19 protein-coding genes and 1 rRNA gene are annotated in these 19,028 nt (G+C 39.5%); 8 read left to right on the forward strand and 12 right to left on the reverse strand.

Features of this window, described 5'->3' with window-relative positions; translation table 11 throughout:
* Positions 1-281: 281 nt before the first annotated feature.
* Complete coding sequence (locus HC000_RS06725) at positions 282-770, forward strand: RNA-binding protein (protein WP_089367534.1); 489 nt, start codon at positions 282-284, stop codon at positions 768-770.
* On the opposite strand, the gene HC000_RS06730 is transcribed toward HC000_RS06725, so the two are convergent.
* Together HC000_RS06730 and HC000_RS06735 are read right to left on the reverse strand one after the other, a co-directional pair.
* Positions 754-1,878, reverse strand: coding sequence for an aminotransferase class V-fold PLP-dependent enzyme (locus HC000_RS06730; RefSeq protein WP_089367533.1), 1,125 nt, complete (start codon positions 1,876-1,878; stop codon positions 754-756). The two genes, HC000_RS06725 and HC000_RS06730, sit on opposite strands and share 17 nt — an antisense overlap.
* Position 1,879: 1 nt before the next feature.
* Positions 1,880-3,049 carry a monodechloroaminopyrrolnitrin synthase PrnB family protein gene (locus HC000_RS06735; RefSeq protein WP_089367532.1) on the reverse strand — a complete coding sequence of 390 codons (1,170 nt, stop codon included), beginning with the start codon at positions 3,047-3,049 and terminating at the stop codon, positions 1,880-1,882.
* Between the two features lie 137 nt (positions 3,050-3,186).
* On the opposite strand from HC000_RS06735, the gene HC000_RS06740 reads away from it, so the two are divergent.
* The 4 genes from HC000_RS06740 (at position 3,187) to HC000_RS06755 (ending at position 8,936) form a co-directional block, all read left to right on the forward strand.
* Complete coding sequence (locus tag HC000_RS06740) at positions 3,187-3,642, forward strand: Lrp/AsnC family transcriptional regulator (protein ID WP_011326781.1); 456 nt, start codon at positions 3,187-3,189, stop codon at positions 3,640-3,642.
* Positions 3,643-3,716: 74 nt separating this feature from the next.
* The gene (locus HC000_RS06745) at positions 3,717-6,434 is read left to right on the forward strand and encodes an ATP-binding protein (protein ID WP_179807270.1); all 2,718 of its coding nucleotides are present in this window, start codon (positions 3,717-3,719) and stop codon (positions 6,432-6,434) included.
* On the forward strand, positions 6,424-7,794 hold the full coding sequence (locus HC000_RS06750; RefSeq protein WP_011326779.1) for an alpha/beta fold hydrolase: 1,371 nt from the start codon (positions 6,424-6,426) through the stop codon (positions 7,792-7,794). The genes HC000_RS06745 and HC000_RS06750 overlap by 11 nt, the downstream gene beginning before the upstream one ends.
* A gap of 2 nt (positions 7,795-7,796) precedes the next feature.
* The gene (locus HC000_RS06755; protein WP_011326778.1) at positions 7,797-8,936 is read left to right on the forward strand and encodes a GNAT family N-acetyltransferase; all 1,140 of its coding nucleotides are present in this window, start codon (positions 7,797-7,799) and stop codon (positions 8,934-8,936) included.
* Here the strand turns inward: HC000_RS06755 and HC000_RS06760 are convergent.
* Entirely contained in the window at positions 8,913-9,503 is a 591-nt protein-coding gene (locus HC000_RS06760) for a DUF938 domain-containing protein (RefSeq protein WP_179807271.1), read from the reverse strand. The genes HC000_RS06755 and HC000_RS06760 overlap by 24 nt on opposite strands.
* Before the next feature lie 291 nt (positions 9,504-9,794).
* Between HC000_RS06760 and HC000_RS06765 the strand changes: the two genes are divergently transcribed.
* The 3 genes from HC000_RS06765 (at position 9,795) to HC000_RS06775 (ending at position 12,221) form a co-directional block, all read left to right on the forward strand.
* Positions 9,795-11,171 carry a class II fumarate hydratase gene (locus HC000_RS06765; RefSeq protein ID WP_179807272.1) on the forward strand — a complete coding sequence of 459 codons (1,377 nt, stop codon included), beginning with the start codon at positions 9,795-9,797 and terminating at the stop codon, positions 11,169-11,171.
* A gap of 113 nt (positions 11,172-11,284) precedes the next feature.
* On the forward strand, positions 11,285-11,806 hold the full coding sequence (locus HC000_RS06770; protein ID WP_011326775.1) for a hypothetical protein: 522 nt from the start codon (positions 11,285-11,287) through the stop codon (positions 11,804-11,806).
* 10 nt (positions 11,807-11,816) lie between these two features.
* Complete coding sequence (locus HC000_RS06775) at positions 11,817-12,221, forward strand: hypothetical protein (protein WP_011326774.1); 405 nt, start codon at positions 11,817-11,819, stop codon at positions 12,219-12,221.
* A gap of 25 nt (positions 12,222-12,246) precedes the next feature.
* Here the strand turns inward: HC000_RS06775 and HC000_RS06780 are convergent, their stop codons facing one another.
* From HC000_RS06780 to rrf, 9 genes are all read right to left on the reverse strand, one after another.
* Positions 12,247-12,432 carry a hypothetical protein gene (locus HC000_RS06780; RefSeq protein WP_011326773.1) on the reverse strand — a complete coding sequence of 62 codons (186 nt, stop codon included), beginning with the start codon at positions 12,430-12,432 and terminating at the stop codon, positions 12,247-12,249.
* A 55-nt stretch (positions 12,433-12,487) separates the two neighbouring features.
* Positions 12,488-12,808: a hypothetical protein gene (locus HC000_RS06785; protein ID WP_041454305.1), complete on the reverse strand. Its 321-nt coding sequence runs from the start codon at positions 12,806-12,808 to the stop codon at positions 12,488-12,490.
* On the reverse strand, positions 12,805-13,443 hold the full coding sequence (locus HC000_RS06790; RefSeq protein WP_179807273.1) for a DUF4178 domain-containing protein: 639 nt from the start codon (positions 13,441-13,443) through the stop codon (positions 12,805-12,807). Before HC000_RS06790 ends, HC000_RS06785 begins: the two co-directional genes overlap by 4 nt.
* 74 nt (positions 13,444-13,517) lie before the next feature.
* Positions 13,518-14,210: a PspA/IM30 family protein gene (locus HC000_RS06795; protein WP_011326770.1), complete on the reverse strand. Its 693-nt coding sequence runs from the start codon at positions 14,208-14,210 to the stop codon at positions 13,518-13,520.
* A 24-nt stretch (positions 14,211-14,234) separates the two neighbouring features.
* A complete protein-coding gene (locus HC000_RS06800) occupies positions 14,235-14,648 on the reverse strand; it encodes a YjfI family protein (protein WP_011326769.1) in 414 nt (137 codons plus the stop codon).
* Positions 14,649-14,727: 79 nt separating this feature from the next.
* The gene (locus tag HC000_RS06805) at positions 14,728-16,449 is read right to left on the reverse strand and encodes a polyamine aminopropyltransferase (RefSeq protein WP_011326768.1); all 1,722 of its coding nucleotides are present in this window, start codon (positions 16,447-16,449) and stop codon (positions 14,728-14,730) included.
* A 4-nt stretch (positions 16,450-16,453) separates the two neighbouring features.
* Complete coding sequence (locus HC000_RS06810; RefSeq protein ID WP_011326767.1) at positions 16,454-17,353, reverse strand: DUF350 domain-containing protein; 900 nt, start codon at positions 17,351-17,353, stop codon at positions 16,454-16,456.
* Between the two features lie 26 nt (positions 17,354-17,379).
* A complete protein-coding gene (locus HC000_RS06815) occupies positions 17,380-18,312 on the reverse strand; it encodes a hypothetical protein (RefSeq protein WP_011326766.1) in 933 nt (310 codons plus the stop codon).
* A gap of 507 nt (positions 18,313-18,819) precedes the next feature.
* Positions 18,820-18,934, reverse strand: a 5S ribosomal RNA gene (gene rrf, locus HC000_RS06820).
* Positions 18,935-19,028: the final 94 nt, after the last annotated feature.

Below are 19,028 nucleotides of genomic sequence, written 5' to 3' on the forward strand. Positions count from 1 at the left end.
GGTTTTTTTATGCCTATAATTTAACACCAAGACTAAATTGGGAGGGTGAGATCCCTCGACAGGGTTCAACAAAATGTCGGGAACATTTTGGGCCGCTGCAAGCGTCGCGCAGCGATTGATTACATGGAGGTAAGCAAGTCTATCCCTCCCTCTCCACCATATTTAATTTAAACCACTTAGTTGTGGTTTTTTATGCCTATAATTTATAAAACTAAACAAATTGTACCAAACTATAACTTAGGGCATGATTAACTTAACTTTAAGCCAATTTAGGTTTAACTATGATCCGGGTTATATTGCTATCAATTTGCTTAACCGCGCCAACCTTTAGCTTGGCAGAAAACATTACTGTTTATAAATGCGTTATTAAAGGTGTTCCTACATTTAGCCAGCTGCCCTGTGCTCTAGATGCACAAGCCATTACGCTAAAAAATATTAATGTAACCACAGCCTATAGCAATACAACTGCTAGCAGTAAAATTACAGATACTTCTGTTGATGATTACTTAAAAACGCAGCAAATTAATCGTGATATAAAACGCTACCAACTGGCTATTAAACAATATCAGCAGCAATACACAGAAAAAAAACAGCAAATTGATTACATGACGCAAGATAAAGCCAATCGTTTAGGGGCTTCCTCTATTGCCAATGCGATTGCAACTAAAACATCAGCTCTTAAACAGTCATACGATGCTTTAATTGGGCAAGCACAGCAACAAATAGAGGCGTTAAATCAGCAAAAAGAGCAACTTAGTCAACAACCTTAATCGCTTTTTTTATAACCGCTATAAACTTATGTATTGCGTCGGCGCTATTATATATATGCGGTGAAACTCGTATACCAAGCTTTCTGGCATCCACACTAATCCCTGCACTATTAAGCTCATTCAATACATGTTGTTGCTGCATGTTAAAGTTTAAAATAGCAGTACCACTGCATTGATGCTGCAGCGTGGGCGACACAACATATTTACCCAACTGTTGCTGAATAAGCGCAAGCATTGCTAAATTATGCGACCTAACTTTATCAATTCCCAATGCGGCAAAATAGGCAATACTATTGGCTGCAATAATATAAGGTACAACTGAGGGAGTACCGCCCCAAAATTTAAGCGCTCCCTTGTTATAAATAAAATGATTTATATCAAACTCAAAGGGATTTTGATGAGAAAACCAGCCAACATCTTTAGGCTCACAAACAGCTATTTGCTGTGGGTTAACCCATAAGTAAGCAGCACCAGGGCCGCCACATAGCCATTTAACGCTAGAGCCAATCATAAAGTCAGCATTTAAGGCGGTTAAATCAAGCGGTATCACCCCTGCAGATTGCGCAACGTCAATGATTGATAAGCTATTCGTTTTTTTACTCAAAGCAACAATATCGTGTACAGGGGCTTGTACCCCTGTATTTGAATATACGTGACTGATAAAAACTAAATCTATGTTATCCGTTAAATAACGCTGCCAAACGGTAATATCGGTTAAGTTTTCATATTCAGGAATAAATGTTATTTGCGCGCATTTTGGCAAAGCTTTTTGCATCGCAAAGCCCATACTTGGAAAGTCGCTTTGCGTCATTAATACTTTGCAATTTTTTTGCTGTAATCGCGGATGCGACATTAACAATTTGGTTAAGCCGCTGGATAAGTTAACTTGTGGACAAAATTGCTCGCTAGGCGCATTAAATAACTGCCCTAATGCGGTATTAAATTGCTCTACTGCAGGTAACCATTGCTGCCAGGGTTCTTTATTTGACGATTCCCACGGCGAAAAATAATGAGCTGCTAAATGCTGCTGACTATTTTTCAGTGGACGCCCTACTGAGTGGCTTAATAAATAACAGCCTTCGGCCATACAAAAATCGTGTTGATTCATCTTATTTAATCCACTGTTTTAGCAAGTTTATATCGTCGTAACGTGTTTTTATATCGTCGCGTTTAGCGCTGGCACGTTTATCACGGAGTTTTTCTAACGAATCGAGCAAAACATGTAATGGTGGGCCACTGGCTGTTACTTTACTCATATGTTGCTGTTGCATTTGCTTTGACGGTTGCGCAATAAATTTTTCAACCAATTGATTATGATGACCGATTGCAGTGTCACCATGTAATTTACACACCTGAATAAATAGCTTTGCGTGGTATTTAAACCAGTCATTGTCTTTATATTGCTGCGCCTGTAAAAAGTCATCCATAAAGCTTTGCATGCGCATTGCTTCGCGCAATATTTGCTGATCTTCTGGCATCATATATAAAAACTTATCCACCAGCATTTGTGAATAACTTGGCTCGTTGGCATTACACAGCCCAAGTAGCATATCGATAACGTTTATGCCGGCAAAATCTCCCGCATTTGCACCTCTGTATATCTCATTGCCTACTCGATGCGGTTTATAATAAGGGCGCACACAATTAAAAAAGCGCTCTGTGTCTAACTGGGTATAAAGTGCATTATTCGATTCAATTACATCTATTAACGCTTGTTTTGCTACTTTTAATAGCTCGGCACAGGTGGGGTGCGAAATACCTAATGGTAATATTTTTAATAATGCATCGCTGGCGCGTTTATATGCCAAAATACCTTGGGTGTTGTAATCAATAAATAGTTTTTCGTCGGGTAAATTAGTAAAACGTTTATACGTGCCATTTAGCGCTTTATTGTGCGTGGTTAAATGGGCAGTCGCAAAGCGTGGCGTTACTCCAATAGAGGCACCTATATGCATTGCTAGTGCCGACGCTTCTACCAATGGCGATGTGGTCTCACGGCTTGGCTCGGTAATTTCATGACGACGACACGCCGCCATAAAAAGCCCTACATTACCGAGTAAATCAAACGCACTATCAAAACCTTCATCGGTATTTCCCTCCGCTAATAAATTACTTATTAATGCGTTACCTTCATCTTTTAATTGCTGTTTTAAAGGCTCTCCCAACCCCTCTACATTGGCTTTATCATCTTGTTGCCAGTAAAGTTGCTCAAGCTCGCTGTTTATCTGTGGGAAGGCGCTTCTTATCCATCGATCAAAAATGGCTGTATGGGTGCTCATTATTGTTTCCTGTTATTATAGTTATCACTAAATGCTAACAGAGTTTAATGAGGGTAAAACGCTAAAAAAATTAGTAATTATCAACATCATTAGCAATAATCACTACAAATATAAAAATAATTAATAAGAATCTATATATGCTCGATAAAAAAGATCAGCAATTGCTCATTGCCTTACAAGCCAACGCTAGAATGTCTGTTGCAGATCTTGCCAGTCATATTAGCCTCTCAGATACGCCCTGCCTTAGACGAATTAAAAAGCTAGAACAAGCTAGTATTATTACCGGCTACCACGCTGCTATTAACCCCAAGGCACTTAAACTAAACGTTTTGGTGTATGCATTTGTACGTTTAAATCAAAATTCGGCCAGTGCTGCCCGGCAATTTGAGCAACACGTAGAAAAGCTCACTCATGTGCTAGAGTGTTCGGTAATATCGGGAAGTTACGACTATTTACTAAAAATAATTGCGCATGATTTAGAAAGCTATGAGCAGTTTGTTAAGCATCAACTAGGGAGCTTAAGCTGTATCGCTAATATAGAATCAACCGTGGTGTTAAAGCAGTCTTTTAGCAAAAAACAATTACCATTATAAAAAATACCGCAAATAACTTACTGTTAGCTATACTGATATTTTAAATTGGGAATATTACTTGTACAGGGATTTATGTGAAAAATTTTAACTCCAAGTATTACTCTAGTGTTTTTTACATTATTTTTTCTTTAGCCTATTTTTTTGTAGGAGTAATACTTACCAAGCTAACCTTTGACTCGCAAATTATTCCGGTTTGGTTACCTGCTGGTATAGCCTTAGTTGGCTGCTTTGTGTGGTGGTGGCGATTTATTCCTGCGCTATTTTTAGCGGCTCTCGCATTTAATTTAAATTTTTTTGCTAATACAACTCATGAAATGGTATTGGTAGGAAATTCATTAAACGAGGCTATGTATATTGCCTTTGGGGTGGTATTGCAGGCCATGGTTGGGGCCGCAATATTAAAGTTTTGGTTAGGCCACCCTCTGCGCCTTAAAAAGCGCCAAAACATTATTTATTTTATTGTAGTTGTAGGTGTTTTAGTCAGTTTAATTTCGGCTAATTTTGGCGTGTTTGCACTAAGCCAATTTAATGCAATGTACAGTGCAGATAATCACTGGAAAAACACAACTTACTGGTGGTTAGGTGATATTTTAGGGGTGTTAATTGCCACTCCATTTTTACTTTCGTTATTACCAGAGAAGTCTGATAACTATAATATTTCGGTGCTACCGACACTTTCGGTATGTTGCATTTTATTTGTATCAGTAGCGGCCACCACACAATTATACGATAGTGAAAGCCGTATTAATGCGATAAAAATTGCTGAGCGCGAAGTGCAAGTGATAGAAAACAGCCTGTACCGCTATACTAATCGCAGCATTATTGCTGTGCAAAGTTTAGCTAGCCAAGTTCAGTCATCGCCAACATTAAGCCAGCAAGACTTTAATCAATATGCCAACACCCTACTTGCTAAGCACTCATTTATAAAAGCTTTATCATGGAATGTAAAAATCCCATCTCATCAACGCCAAGCATTCTCTAAAGAAATTTCAAGCATTTATAACTTAAATTATGATGTTATTGGTGAACCTTTAGAGCCAAACGATCCACTCGTTATTGTAAAATATATAGCACCGCTTAATAGCAACCAAAAAGCAATTGGGTTTAATGTATATTCAAACCCAGATCGCAAAGCATCCTTACTCAACCCCGCAATAAAGTATCAGCCAGTGGGAACTAAAATAATTCAACTCGTACAAACTGAGCACTCTGATGCTGCTTACTTATTATTTGCGCCTGTATATTCTCAATCCAATGAAAAAGAAACTATTAAAGGCTATGCCACAGGCGTATTTTTAGTCCCTCAAATTATTAAGCAGGCCATTACTGAGCAGCAGTCTAAAATGTTTTCGATTGCTATTTATGAAGATATAAACAAACCCGCATTTTACAGTAACTCAAACAATCTTAATGTTGCACAAGGCAGTAAGCTAATATCGTTTAATGTCGATTTTGGCGGGCAACAATGGATCGTAAAACTGGCACTTAAAGATGCCTTTTTAGCTCAACATAATAATCAACTCACCTTACTGCTGCTGATACTTCAAGTAGTTGTATGCTCATTAATTTTATTGATTTTACTACTGTTTAATCAGCAGCAAATTGCACTTACTCGCCAAGTAGCAGAGCGTACTTATTCGTTAGCACAAGCAAAAAAGCAATCTGATTTGGCTAACCGGGCTAAGAGTCAATTTTTAGCTAATATGAGCCATGAAATACGCACGCCACTAAATGCTGTTATTGGCTTTTCTTCGCTTGCCCGTAAAGAAGACGACGCCAATACCCTAATTGATTATTTAGATAAAATAAATTCGTCATCTAAAAGCTTATTAAATTTGATAAACGATATTCTCGATATATCTAAAATTGAATCAAAACGGCTAGTGCTTGAACGTATTCCATTTGATTTAACCGCACTTATTCAGCGCATTAATACTATGTTTGAACAAAGTGCTGCAAGCAAAGCAATTGTGTGGAAAATAAATAGCAACATCCCTAAAGACACTTGGTTTGTTGGCGATCCAATGCGATTAGAGCAAATAATGCTTAATTTATGCAGTAACGCTATTAAATTTACTAACGCTGGCAGTGTTACTTTAAATGTAGATACGCAACTTATTGCGCCCAATAAAGCACAGCTAACAATTGCCGTTATTGATACCGGAATAGGTATAAAAGCAACTCAACATGAAAAGTTATTTAGTGCATTTACTCAAGCCGATAACTCTACTTCTCGGCAGTTTGGTGGCACCGGCCTTGGGTTAGCCATAGCCAAAGAGCTTAGTGTATTAATGAATGCAAATATAGCGCTACATAGCGAGCTTGATAAAGGCTCTACTTTTACATTTACATTAGAAATAGAGACGGTTAAAGCGCAAGACCCCCTTATAAAACCTACAGATAATACTAATATAGCCGCTTTAAAAATTTTAGTGGCCGAAGATAACCCGGTTAATCAAATGGTTATAAAAGCCATGCTTGGCTCACTAAAAATTGTGCCACAGGTTGTTGAAAATGGTGAGCTTGCAGTTAATATTATAAAAAAACAGCATTTTGACCTCGTGTTTATGGATTGCCAAATGCCAGTAATGGATGGCTATAGAGCAACGGCCCTAATCAGGCAATTTAAAACGGCTGAGGAACTGCCAATTGTTGCCTTAACTGCCGACGTTATGCCCGAAGACAAAGCACACGCTCAGGCGGTTGGTTTTAATCAACACCTTGCAAAACCGCTTGAACTAATTAAGCTAACCGAGTGTCTTGCTCAATATGCAGTGGTTTATGAACAATAATAGTGTGTTTTTAAAAATATTTTTAACTTGTATGCTTAGCTTTTTGCCTCACTTAGCTGTCGCTGAAAATTGTATTGCGCAGGCAAGCGATTTTGAATTTATTAAAAAGAGTAAACAGCAAGGCCTATTACGCTATACAAAGGATCACCACCAAGCGTATTTTGATTACCAAGCGCGTGCCCCATTTAATAGCTACCTCAATCATGCGTATCAGTATATTAGTGTAGCTAATCCTCGCGCTGCTATGCCATGCCCTGTATTTACTCAAACGTATCAGCAACTAGTTACTCAAGGCAGTCGTAAGCCTAACCCCACTATTGCCGACATTATTGCTCCTTTTGAGTTAAAACATTCACAAAGTAAAAAAGCGGTATTACTCGTGCACGGCCTTACCGACTCTCCTTTTACCTATCACGATTTAGCCCAAGTGTATTATCAGCAAGGTTATACCGTACGCACTATTTTGTTACCCGGCCACGGCAGTGCTGCTAGTGCGTTACAAGATGTAGACCTACAGCAATGGCAACAAGCTGTGCGTTACGCTATAGAGCGCACAACACAAGACTTTGATGAGGTTATTTTAGGGGGCTACTCTACGGGGGCCGCACTACTTATAGACTATGCAATCACGCAAGCGCTTTCATCAAAAATAACGGCGCTTATGTTATTTTCACCGGGCTCCGAGCCGCATAATAAACAAGGTTGGATAGCCAAGTGGCTTGATTTAATCCCATTTTTAAATTGGATAGATAAAGACGCCGATGTTGATTTTGCTAAGTATGAGTCGTTTCCACTCAATGCTGCAGCAGCCTCATATGATGCAATGTCATTGGTTAGCATTAAAAACTTAAGTAAGCGCCCTGCTTTGGCATTGCCTGTATTTAGCGTAATAAGCGATATTGACGCGACAATTGATAGCCATGCCACCCTTAAATTATTAAATGCACTACATAATACTAATTTAAGTCGCTATAAAAAACTCGATACCCTAGTGCTTTATGGTAGCAGCACTATTTTACCCCCAAATTTTGCAGCAGATTACAGAGTATTAAATCCGCAGTGTGCCAGCGAAGCATGTCTAAAAATCCATGGTATATCGCATATTGCCATTGTTAACTCACCACAAAATCCGCATTATGGTATTAGTGCCTCTTATCGTAATTGCGGCAGTTTTATTGGCGGCGAAAAGTTATATAAAACCTGTAAAACCACAAAAAGCCCGCAACTTGGAGAACGTACAGCTGCTAACTTAAAGCAATATCCCACCTTACAACGATTAACCTATAACCCCTTTTTTCCTGAGCTTAAAAAACAAATAAGCACCTTTATAAAAAACGTAGAACACGCACAAGGTAAGTAGTAATGGCGACATTTTCGCATCAATGGTTTAGTAGTATTAATCAAATAGAGCGAGCGCATTGGCAACGTTTGTTTGGCGACGAGCCATTTACCCAACATGCTTTTTTATACGCATTAGAGCAAAGTCAGTGTGTTAATCAACAAAGTGGTTGGCAGCCTTATCACTTAGCTATTTTTGAGGGCGAAAATATTATTGCGCTGGCACCTGGCTATTTAAAAAGCCACTCTTACGGTGAATATGTGTTTGATTGGGCCTGGGCAGAAGCATACGAGAAACATGGCTTAGAGTACTACCCTAAATGGTTATGCGGTGTGCCATTTTGCCCCATTGAAGGTAGCCGTATTGCTATAGAGCATAGCAATCCTAGTTTAGTGTATAAATACATTACAGAGTTACTAAACCTGCACAGCAAAGAGCAAGGCTGGTCTGGTTGGCACGTTAATTTTTGCAACTTAGCCCAAGCCACACACCTCACTGAGCAACACGCCATGCTTAGAGTGGGTGTGCAATTTCAGTGGTTTAATAAAGGCTTTACATGCTTTGACGATTTTTTAAATACGCTTAATTCACGTAAGCGTAAATCACTAAAAAAAGAACGCAGCAAAATAACTCAACAAAACATTACTATTGAATGGCTGCAAGGGATGCAAATTACGCCTGAAATTATGCAGCTATTTTGCGAATTTTATCAACGTACTTATTTAAAACGCTCTGGCCACTTAGGCTATTTAAATATGCCCTTTTTTAAGCTTTTACATGCGCTAATGGCCGACAAGCTAGTCATTATGCTAGCCAAAAAAGAGGACGCTATTATTGCCGCAACCCTTAGTCTAATAGGAGCAGATACACTGTATGGGCGGTATTGGGGGGCAAGCGAAGAGGTAGATTCTCTGCACTTTGAACTATGCTATTACCAAGGGATTGAGTTTGCAATAAAGCATAACCTCAGCTGTTTTCATTCAGGGGCACAAGGTGAACATAAAATAGCACGCGGTTTTGCCCCTGTATTAACCTACTCAGCTCACCATATAGTTGATAATAACTTTAGCAACGCAATTAGCGATTACTTAAAACGTGAACGCCAGCATATTAATATTTATAAAGATCAATGCAGCGCATTACTGCCGTTTAAAAATCAGTAACTGATTATTAGCAGGCATGGCTATATCACTTATTAACGTTAGCCCTGCTTGCTTTGCTAATAGCTCAACTGCTGTAAAATCTCTAATACCGCTAAGTGGGTCGCGCTCTATTAAAAAGCGATTAAAGTCGTTATTACTTTGGCTAGTAAACTCGCCTTTATATTTAAATGGCCCGTAAATACATACTATGCCTTGGTCATTTAAATGCTGTTTTACACCCGCAAAAAAATGCTCTACAAGTTGCCAGCTTACAATATGAAAAGTATTAGCCGTGTAAATAGCATCCACTTTATCTATTGGCCACGCATTGTTTAAGTCAAGTTCAAGGGGAGCATGTAAATTGGTTAAATTAACCTCGCGGTGCCATAAATTAATACCTTCATGATTAATCGCTCTGTCGCTGCTATACCATTGTAAATGCGGCAACTGCTGAGCAAAGTACACGCTGTGCTGACCTGTACCTGAGCCTATTTCGAGCACCGTTTTGGCATTCGCTAACACAGATTTTAACTGCGCTAAAATAGGCTGTTTATTATTTTCACACGCTTGTGAGAATGGCTTGATCATTTTTACTCTCAAGGTTAAAGACTGATGCGCAACAGTAAAACAAATTTAGCGTATTTTGTCGTGCGCTAATGTACGCTTTAAAGCCAGTTAATTAATCTATACTTTTATAGCTGTACTTTACATTGAAACACCTAGCTCAAAATGTAATGATAACTATTATCAAATAACCCTTGCAATTTACCACACCAGCCTACAGATAGAGTACAAGGTTTACTTACAATAAATAATTACCAAGCGAGTGCGTAATGAGCATTCTCAGCCGCTGGTTTAATCCTTTTAAGGAAGAATATTATGACTCAGTTTAGAACAGAATCAGATAGCATGGGCGAGTTACAAGTCCCTGCTAATGCACTATATCAAGCGCAAACTCAGCGCGCTGTGAATAATTTTGCCATCAGTGGTTTAGCTATGCCTAAGCAGTTTATAACCGCCCTTGCTTACATTAAACAAGCGGCAGCGCAGAGCAACTTTGAGCTTGGGCACCTAAGCAAAACTAAAGCTAAAGCAATAGAGCAAGCATGCCAAGAAATTATTGATGGTAGCCATTATGAGCATTTCCCGGTCGATATATTTCAAACTGGCTCGGGTACTAGCTCAAATATGAATGCCAATGAAGTGATTGCCACTTTAGCAAGCCGGCTAGGCGATGAAAGCATTCATCCTAATGATGATGTAAACATGGGGCAAAGCTCTAACGATGTGATCCCTACTGCCATTGCCCTGAGCAGCGCAATAAATGTGGTGTACGAATTACTCCCTTCACTAGAAAAACTATCACAGCATTTAGAACACAAAAAAGCCGAGGTTGGCGCTATAGTAAAAACCGGCCGCACTCATTTAATGGATGCTATGCCGGTTACTTTTGGGCAAACTCTAAGTGCCTGGCAAACGCAAATTAACCATGCCGCGGCTGGTATAAGGCATAGCCTAGAGCGTGTTTGCGAACTAGCGCAAGGTGGTACCGCTGTAGGAACAGGTATTAATGCCGATCCACAATTTGCACCGCTATTTGCTAATAATCTCAGTGCCAACGTAGGTATTAGATTTACGCCTAGCAGTAACTTTTTTTACAATATTGGTTCGCAAGATGCCATTGTCGCGCTTTCAGGGCAATTAAAAGTACTTGCTGTAGCGCAAATGAAAATAGCCAACGACTTGCGCTGGATGAACTCTGGTCCATTAGCTGGTTTAGGTGAAATAGAGCTTGAAGCACTGCAACCCGGATCATCTATTATGCCCGGCAAAGTAAACCCAGTGATCCCCGAAGCGGCAGCTATGGTGAGCGCCCAAGTAATTGGTAACGACGCTACAATTACCGTTGCCGGCCAAGCAGGTAATTTTGAGCTAAATGTAATGCTGCCGGTAATTGCTTATAATATTCTACAAAGTATAGAGTTACTCGCTAATAGCGCCCAAGCACTGGGAGATAAAGCCATTGCTAGCTTTACAGTAAATCAGCTAAATATTGATAAGGCACTGGCTAAAAATCCTATTTTAGTAACCGCGCTAAATCCGGTGATCGGTTATGAAAAAGCAGCCAAAATAGCGAAACAAGCATATAAAGAAGCTCGCCCAATTATTGATGTTGCCGAGCAAGAAACTGATTTATCGCGCAGCGAGCTCGAAAAGCTACTTAACCCCAGCAAGTTAACCCAAGGCGGGCTGTAAATATTCACAGTAATTAATAACGGCTTTAATTGCTTGATAATAGAGTTTTTATTGCCGTAACAAATGCACAGTGTATGATAGTGGTGAATAATTCACCACTATCAGGATTTGTTATGCGTACACCATTGCTAGCTATATTTTTACCACTGTGTTTAACCGCTTGTTTAGATAACCCCGTAGCAGAAACAGAAAAAACAACTGCCAGCGAAGCAACAACGCCATCGCAGCAAAAACTACAACAACTGCAAAAAAGTAACAAAGCAGAATTACATGCCCCAGCCGAAAAACTATCAAATACTGCCATGAAAACAGTTACTCTTGATGACATTAAAACAGCTAAAAATGAATTAAATACGCTCATTGCTAATAAACAATGTGATAGCAGTACGCAGTGCCAAGTAGAAGCTGTAGGTAGCCGAGCATGTGGCGGCCCAAGTAGTTATATAGTGTATTCAACGACAACAGCAACAACTGAGCAAGTCACTGCATTAAGTAAAAAAATCACTACTTTTGAAAGTAACTATAATGCCCAAAATCAAATGGTCAGTATTTGCCAACATTTAACTGCGCCAAGCACGCAGTGTGTAGAAAATAAATGTGTTAAACTTGAAGGCTCAGCAGTAAGTGTATTTTAAGGATAAGGTTATGAGTTGTTTGCCATCAGCAATTAAACTATCAATTGTAAGTATTGCTACTAGTATTTTGTTACTGAGCGGCTGTGCTAGCACAACATCGTCAAGCAATGATCACGGAACGAGTTTAGCGAGTCTTAATAGTCAACTTAACGATATTGTTAGTAACAATAGCTGTACAGCTAGCTTTCAATGTAAAGTGCTTGAAGTAGGTGCGCGTGCGTGCGGTGGGCCAAGTAAGTATACGGTGTACTCAACACTTAATACCCAACAAGAACAAGCTGAGCAGATTGCACAGCAAATAACAGCACAAGAAAACACGCTAAATAAGGCACAAGGCTTAACTGACTGCCCATCAGTGCTTGAAGTACAATCACTGTGCATTAATCAGCAATGCCAACCTTTTGAAATAAAATAATGCTGCAAACAATTTAATTTCAGCGTTATCCTAAATATGGGATTAACGCTGAAATAATTACCACCATTACTAAACAAATCCCCGCTTTAATAATATAGTGCATTGGCATTTTGTTAAGCACCCAATACGCATAAATAAAACGCACAAAGTAGCTTGCCGCAGTACCAAATAATGCAAAAATTAGTAAGTAAGCAATTAAAATTATATTCACGGCAACTCGTTATTTTATCTTTTTAGTTTAAGGGCATAGCGTCTATAACATAAAACTACTTAATTTTTTTTGTATGAGCAATCAAAAGTTCTGCAACGCGTTGCTTTACTACGCGCTTATCATCACTTTGCACATCAAAACGGCTTGCAAGCTGTGCTATTTCATCGTCGTTTAAATTAAACGATAGACGCTGTCGGGTTTTTTTAGACTTTACATCCAAACCGAGTATTTTGCGGATCATATCTGAAGGTGTTAGCTCTTGATCAATCGCTTGCTTTTTTATCGACTTTTGTACTTCGCTACTTAGATCAAATGCCATTTGCGTGGCACGCACTGCCTGCTCTTGGCGTAACCACTTTTCTTTAGCATCACTCACTTAGCGTCTCCTGGAAACAAGTCAACAATGTCGGTAATTGGCCGCGTTAAGGTAAGCGATACTTCGGTTTCGCCACCATCCCAAATCTCAATATTTAAACCAAAGCCTTTATCATCAGACTCTAAACAAATCATTTCACACAGCTCACCACCTTCTTGCTCATAACGTGGAAGAGCTTGATTGCGATAGTCTTTATTATGAAAATAACACACAAATGGCGATTCGCTTTGCTGATAGTTGTTAGCTAAAAACTGCGTAAAACGCTCTGGTATATTTTGCACTGTGATATGCGTTAAAGACTCTTCATCAAAAATACGCGCAAACTGATCAAGGCCAAATATATCTTCTACTTCATCACGTTGTACTTTTATAGAAAAGTTAGCCCATTGCTCACCATCTTCTTGCTCTATTTGTAAAAATACCACTTGGCCGCTGTCACTTTCCAACACAAACTCAGTGTCACTACTGTGTTGATACTGGTAAGTTTGTATATCAATAACGCGAAGAGTTTGCCCTTTTAACCACGCTGGATAAGCAAATGAATCGATGACTGTAAACATGTCACCTTTTTTAAGCTCACTGGCATGATTAAGCTGACGCTCTGGCTCTTTTTTAGATTTGAAAAAATTAAACATAGGAAGGCTGCCTTCTAAGCAAAAAAGGTAACTAAGCTAAAGCCTGGTTACCTTTTTAAATATGAACGTAATTATTAGCTATTTTGCTTGGCTTTAATACGCGCTAAAATATCAGCACTTTTTGGACTGCTGTCGCCAATTCCGGCCTCTGCCATTTTCGCTTTTAAATCGTCGCCGTTTACATCGGCTTCAAGCTCTTTAGCTGCACCTAACTGATCTTGACGGTCTTGCTGGCGTTGCTTAATACGCTCAAGTGATTGGCGAGCCGATGTCATAGACGAGCTGTTAGTGTTTAATGTGCTGTTTACAGCCATAGTAGCTTGTTGCACGCTTTCTGTGGTTTTAACCATAGTTAGCTGGCGTTGGTTTTCTTTAATCGACTTTTCAGCTTCTTTAACTTGCTGTTTAAGCGCTACAATATGATTGCTAAAACCAGATAATACTTGTTCGTTCTCTGCTTTTTCAGCTTCAAACTCGCCAATTTTTTCTGCAATTTCTAATGCTAAAGCTTCGTTGCCTTTTTCCAGCGCTTGCCCAGCATAAGCTTCATGCTCAGCAATAGATGCATCTACAGCGCTAATTTTACGCTTAGTTTGCATTTCTTTCGCCATAACTTCTGTTAGGCTTTTTTTAGCACGGTGCAAAGCATTTTGTGCATCTGCAATTTCTTGCTCAAAAATACGGATACCGTTTTTATCTACAATTGCTTCGCCTGCTTCACGCGCGCCGCCACGTACTGCTGTAAATAATTTTTTTAAAATACTCATAATCTTAACTCCACTAAATCGCTACTAATCGTTTAAATACATGGTCACGGCTTCTAGTGCATCAATAGCATTATCGGCTAATGTCACTAGTTCGTGGGTAATGTCATCTAATGATGAATTTACCGACAGTGCGCCAAAAATCGCGTATTTATTATCGATTTTAGCAAATGCACTTAATGGAATTGGCACGTTTAAACGTAGTAATGTTTCGTTTAACTCGTTACGTAATTCCGGCTTAACTTCATCTTCGTCAAACAAGTAGCTAATGCATAATAACTGCTCTTGTGTTTGCGTAACAAAAATTGGAAGCTCATCATTTTCATCAACAATGACTTGTAATACATCTTGCTCACCTGGATTAGCAATCAAGAAAGACTCAAAGTTAGCGCCTTCTGTTTCAAAAGAAGCTAATTTTATTGAAAGTTCATTTAATTCCATGTCTCTGCCTTTTGTCGTTTGACATATTATGTCTGAGTTAAGATTCTCATGGATGACATATTATGTCAACCATGTTTTATTAGTTTTTATACAACTCGCTTTCTATTTGCCATGCTGTACGGTAATAATCGTACAGTTGGCCAGAGCCTAACCTATTGACTTCAATATCTTTAATATGTTCGAAATAATTATTCGGAAAAATAAAACTAGCCAGTAAATATTCTTTACTGATCCACCTTGATGGTATCGGCATTGCGGTTACATCGTTGATTCGCCCACTAGCCGATTGCCCCATTTTGGTAGCTATAGTCCAGCCCCACTGTCCAAATGAAGGAATGTTTTGTTGATACTGCTCTACATATTCAAATCCAGCCGCTTTAACCGTTTTAGCAATACTTAAAAAGGCTTTTTTAGCATGATAAGGCGAAGTTGACTGCACCGCCATTGCGCCATCTGGTGCTAGTAATTGGCGTACATGATTATAAAAGTAGTCACTATACATTTTATTTAAATCGGGATGATTAGGGTCAGGTAAATCAATTAAAATAGTATCAAATTGCTTTGCCTGATCGAGCAACTTTTCAACTTCTAAAAAGGCATCACCAACAATAATATCTGCACGCGGATCATGCATAGATTTGCTATTAAGGCTTAACAACCGCTGGCTAATATCTTCAGGCGAAGTAAATTCAGCATCTTTATGGCCAAACAAATTAAGCAATTGCCCATCAAGGTCAATCAGGGTTACTTTGCTCACCGGCCACTTTAAAACATCTCTAAGTGCCAGCCCATCGCCACCGCCAATGATCAGTACCCGCTCATGACGGTTTGATGCCAACATTGCCGGGTAAACTAACATTGAATGATATATTTGCTCATCAACACTAGAAAACTGTAAGCGCCCATTTAAGTATAAATCGGTTATTGGCTGCGGCTGATTTTTACTTAACCGCTCGGTTAGTACCACATGTTGATATTTAGTGGCTTGAGAATAAATAACCTTGTCTTTGTATAAAACATTGCTCAAGTTATCCATCCAACTACTGCCCAATACCAATATAAACGCAAATAATACTAGTAATAACAGGTGACACGCTAATAACAGTTTGGCAAAGCGTACATAGGTGTGATACCGCCATAAAAAAGCAAGCCCAGCAATTATATTAAACAGCGCAGTCCACGCGGCTGCTTGCATTATGGGCATAGACAACATAATGCTAACCCAAATAGCCGCGCCAATTCCGGCGCCTATATAGTCGGCACCATAAATTGTTCCTGCGTTATTTTCTAAAAAACGGCCATAAACATGCTGACGAATACGCGCAATAAGCGGTATTTCCATACCAATAAACAAGCCAAGTATAAGGCCAAATACATAGGGTAAAAAACGCGACCACTCTTGTAGCTTTTGAAATACATAGCCATTGAGTACTACGTCGGGAGGTAAATTAAAAATACTCGAAAACATATGCGGCAGTGAATAGCTAACAGCAATAACGCCGGCAATGGCTAAAATACAGCCCATACCAATCAAAGCAATTATACTTTCTAGCCAAGCAAAGGCGGTAAATGCATCTTTAAACCAACGTGCTAAAAATGCGCCAATGCCCATTGCTACTATCATAGTGCCGATCATCGCATAAATAGCGCTTTCTACTGAGCCAAGTACCCGCCCCGCATAATGAGACAGTAAGTATTCATAAATAAGGCCACACCCTGCGAGTACGGCCATAACGGTAATAAGTAAAATATCGTGCCCAAGTAAACTAAATTTACTTGGGCTTTTTATAGTTGATGACACTCGATTATGCGCCTAATAGTGTTGCCATAGTTATACCTACCGCAAATGATAACGCTGCAGAAATAGCGGCTACACCCACATTTTTTTGACGGTTCACTTCATCTGAAATATCACAGCCAGATAAAATTATTTTAATTGTCACTAAGTGCAAAATAATAAATACCAGTAAACTAACTACTGCACTTATAGCCCAGTACAACAAACTCGCATTAATATTATCGGCTACATAAGGCGCAATCCCCGTTGCTGCGGTAATGGCTAATGCGCTGCCAATTAAAAAACCGGCATAACGAATACCCACGGCTAAGTTGCCATCAATAATTGCTTGTTGTAAGCAATCACCACTTTTATTGGTGCGCTTAAACAGCTGTACGCGATATTGGCTCACTAACAACAGCACTAGGCTGCCAATAACAAAAGCAGCAACCACAATTGGTAAACCATGCCAACCGTCGGTAGCCACCCACAGCAATGCCGAGCGAATTACAATGGCGACACTAACAACGTGGCCAAAGTCGATAACAGCCGCAGTCACGTTACCTTTAACTATTTCGCTATGTAAGCTCACTTTACGCAGCGCAACTTTATCTTGAAAGAAATGCCCAAGCTTAATAAGTAAAATAGCCAGTGCACCATAACCCAACATTTGCAGAGCTTCTTGCTGTAATGACACTGCAAAAGCACCGCTGCTTACACCTGTAAGCACAATCGCCAATGCAACTAAACCCGCAGCAAAACTAATACCAAATGCAAAGTTATCACGCTCAGTAATTTCATCATTAGCATGCAGGTTAGATACCCAACCCTTAATATATTTAAGACTCACAAACAGCAAAACAATAATTGCAAAATCAATCGCCAGCGCTTGTAGTGACCACATTGTTATTCCATTAAATTCATACATATTACTCTAACTCCAACTTTATTCTTTTACTTACCACGGCTCACGCCACGAGAGGTTCTACTACCGCTGTTACGAACTGAGCCCGAGTTATTGCTATAACTACTCGAACGAGAATAACTACTGCGACTTTTAGGTGGTGTGTAGCTACTTCGGCTTAAGCCTGACGCCCCCGTTTTTTTGCTCGCATAAGGGCTAGTAAACTGCTTACCTTGGCGTTGATATGATTGACGCGTACGTGTTTCTAGCGTGCTCTGCGCTTTAATTTGTTTTGGGCTTGAGTAGCGCGTGCGGCCGTAATCGTTGTAATAACTATATTTACGACCTCGGCTCCAGCTACCATATTCAACACGATTGAATACATCCCCTAAAATACGATACATACCGTACCATTGCCAAAAGCTAGTACCATTGCTGTTAGATTGCCAGTTACCATAATTAGGATTACCCACCATTTGGTTACCAACTCCAGCGCCTTCAGCTTGCTGACTAATAGCACCAATACGCGCTAAATTACCTTTAGACATATCCGCAAGCATATTAATAGGATCGGTTAACGCATCTGAAAATAACGTAGGCTTTGCAGCTTCACGCAATAAGTCAATACTGTGCAAAGTATCTTCGTAAGGAGGAATAAGGTAGGTGCCCTTAATATCTTTAAGTCGCTGTGTTAAACCACTATAAAGTGCACCTTGACGAGTGGCGTCAAGGGTAATGACATCAACAACTTTTGAAAGTTCTGGTTGCTGATTTTTAAGCTGAACACCGTATTCTTTAAGTAGTAATGCATTACGCAAACTACCATTATCAAGCGCAGTACCTAGCTGTGATAGCTCAACCTCCGCTTTTTTAATCGATTCTTGAATTGTTTTTTGCAGTTGCTCTTCTTTAGATTGGCAACCCATAAGCACCGCAAACAAACAAAACAGGCTGAGAAGTTTCCAAGCTTTAATATTTGACATTCATGTCACCTGATTTACTGAATTAACCTCAGTAGTTTTACACAGGTCACTTATTAAACCAACAGTGAAGTTGCAACAAAATGATTTTAAAAATGAATTTCTAACTTGAGAATACAACGATTGTTAAAGGCTACAGGCTCCTTGAGCTATTTTTGATGCTCTTTATCGTCGGGTGTCGCTACGCTCGCCCGACCTACGTGGGAGATTTGTGTACATCACTCACCCATATTTCACTTTTCTGCAGACGTAAAAAAAGCCGAATCGTTAAATTCGGGCTTTTACAATTTGGAGCCTGGTAATGTCGTGGTGCCCACAGCAGTGGAGAGCCACAGTGCAAATGCGACACACTCATTAGTCAGTGGTGATATTTTTATGATTTGAGTGTCGGGTGTCGCTACGCTCGCCCAACTTACGCGGGAGACTTGTGTACATTATTCACCCACATTTCACTTTTCTACAGACGTAAAAAAGCCCGACTATTTCTAGTCGGGCTTTCTACAATTTGGAGCCTGGCAATGTCCTACTTTCACATAGCAAATGCTACACTATCATCGGCGCTGTTTCGTTTCACTACTGAGTTCGGCATGGGGTCAGGTGGGTCCAAAACGCTATTGTTACCAAGCAAATTAGGGCGTTAATTCGTATCACTACAAATTAACTGAATTTGGAAAATATCTGATAATATTTTTAAGTCTTTGCGTAAATATCTACTTTAG

The organism is Pseudoalteromonas sp. MIP2626 (assembly GCF_013414205.1).
Classification (GTDB): Bacteria; Pseudomonadota; Gammaproteobacteria; order Enterobacterales; family Alteromonadaceae; genus Pseudoalteromonas; species Pseudoalteromonas nigrifaciens.

What these genes read in the sequence shown, in the direction of transcription:
- HC000_RS06725 (WP_089367534.1), top strand. Translation starts at nt 282, where the DNA reads ATGATCCGGGTTATATTGCTATCAATTTGCTTAACCGCGCCAACCTTT.
- HC000_RS06730 (WP_089367533.1), bottom strand. Translation starts at nt 1,878, where the DNA reads ATGAATCAACACGATTTTTGTATGGCCGAAGGCTGTTATTTATTAAGC.
- HC000_RS06735 (WP_089367532.1), bottom strand. Translation starts at nt 3,049, where the DNA reads ATGAGCACCCATACAGCCATTTTTGATCGATGGATAAGAAGCGCCTTC.
- HC000_RS06740 (WP_011326781.1), top strand. Translation starts at nt 3,187, where the DNA reads ATGCTCGATAAAAAAGATCAGCAATTGCTCATTGCCTTACAAGCCAAC.
- HC000_RS06750 (WP_011326779.1), top strand. Translation starts at nt 6,424, where the DNA reads ATGAACAATAATAGTGTGTTTTTAAAAATATTTTTAACTTGTATGCTT.
- HC000_RS06755 (WP_011326778.1), top strand. Translation starts at nt 7,797, where the DNA reads ATGGCGACATTTTCGCATCAATGGTTTAGTAGTATTAATCAAATAGAG.
- HC000_RS06760 (WP_179807271.1), bottom strand. Translation starts at nt 9,503, where the DNA reads ATGATCAAGCCATTCTCACAAGCGTGTGAAAATAATAAACAGCCTATT.
- HC000_RS06765 (WP_179807272.1), top strand. Translation starts at nt 9,795, where the DNA reads ATGACTCAGTTTAGAACAGAATCAGATAGCATGGGCGAGTTACAAGTC.
- HC000_RS06770 (WP_011326775.1), top strand. Translation starts at nt 11,285, where the DNA reads ATGCGTACACCATTGCTAGCTATATTTTTACCACTGTGTTTAACCGCT.
- HC000_RS06775 (WP_011326774.1), top strand. Translation starts at nt 11,817, where the DNA reads ATGAGTTGTTTGCCATCAGCAATTAAACTATCAATTGTAAGTATTGCT.
- HC000_RS06790 (WP_179807273.1), bottom strand. Translation starts at nt 13,443, where the DNA reads ATGTTTAATTTTTTCAAATCTAAAAAAGAGCCAGAGCGTCAGCTTAAT.
- HC000_RS06795 (WP_011326770.1), bottom strand. Translation starts at nt 14,210, where the DNA reads ATGAGTATTTTAAAAAAATTATTTACAGCAGTACGTGGCGGCGCGCGT.
- HC000_RS06800 (WP_011326769.1), bottom strand. Translation starts at nt 14,648, where the DNA reads ATGGAATTAAATGAACTTTCAATAAAATTAGCTTCTTTTGAAACAGAA.
- HC000_RS06810 (WP_011326767.1), bottom strand. Translation starts at nt 17,353, where the DNA reads ATGTATGAATTTAATGGAATAACAATGTGGTCACTACAAGCGCTGGCG.
- HC000_RS06815 (WP_011326766.1), bottom strand. Translation starts at nt 18,312, where the DNA reads ATGTCAAATATTAAAGCTTGGAAACTTCTCAGCCTGTTTTGTTTGTTT.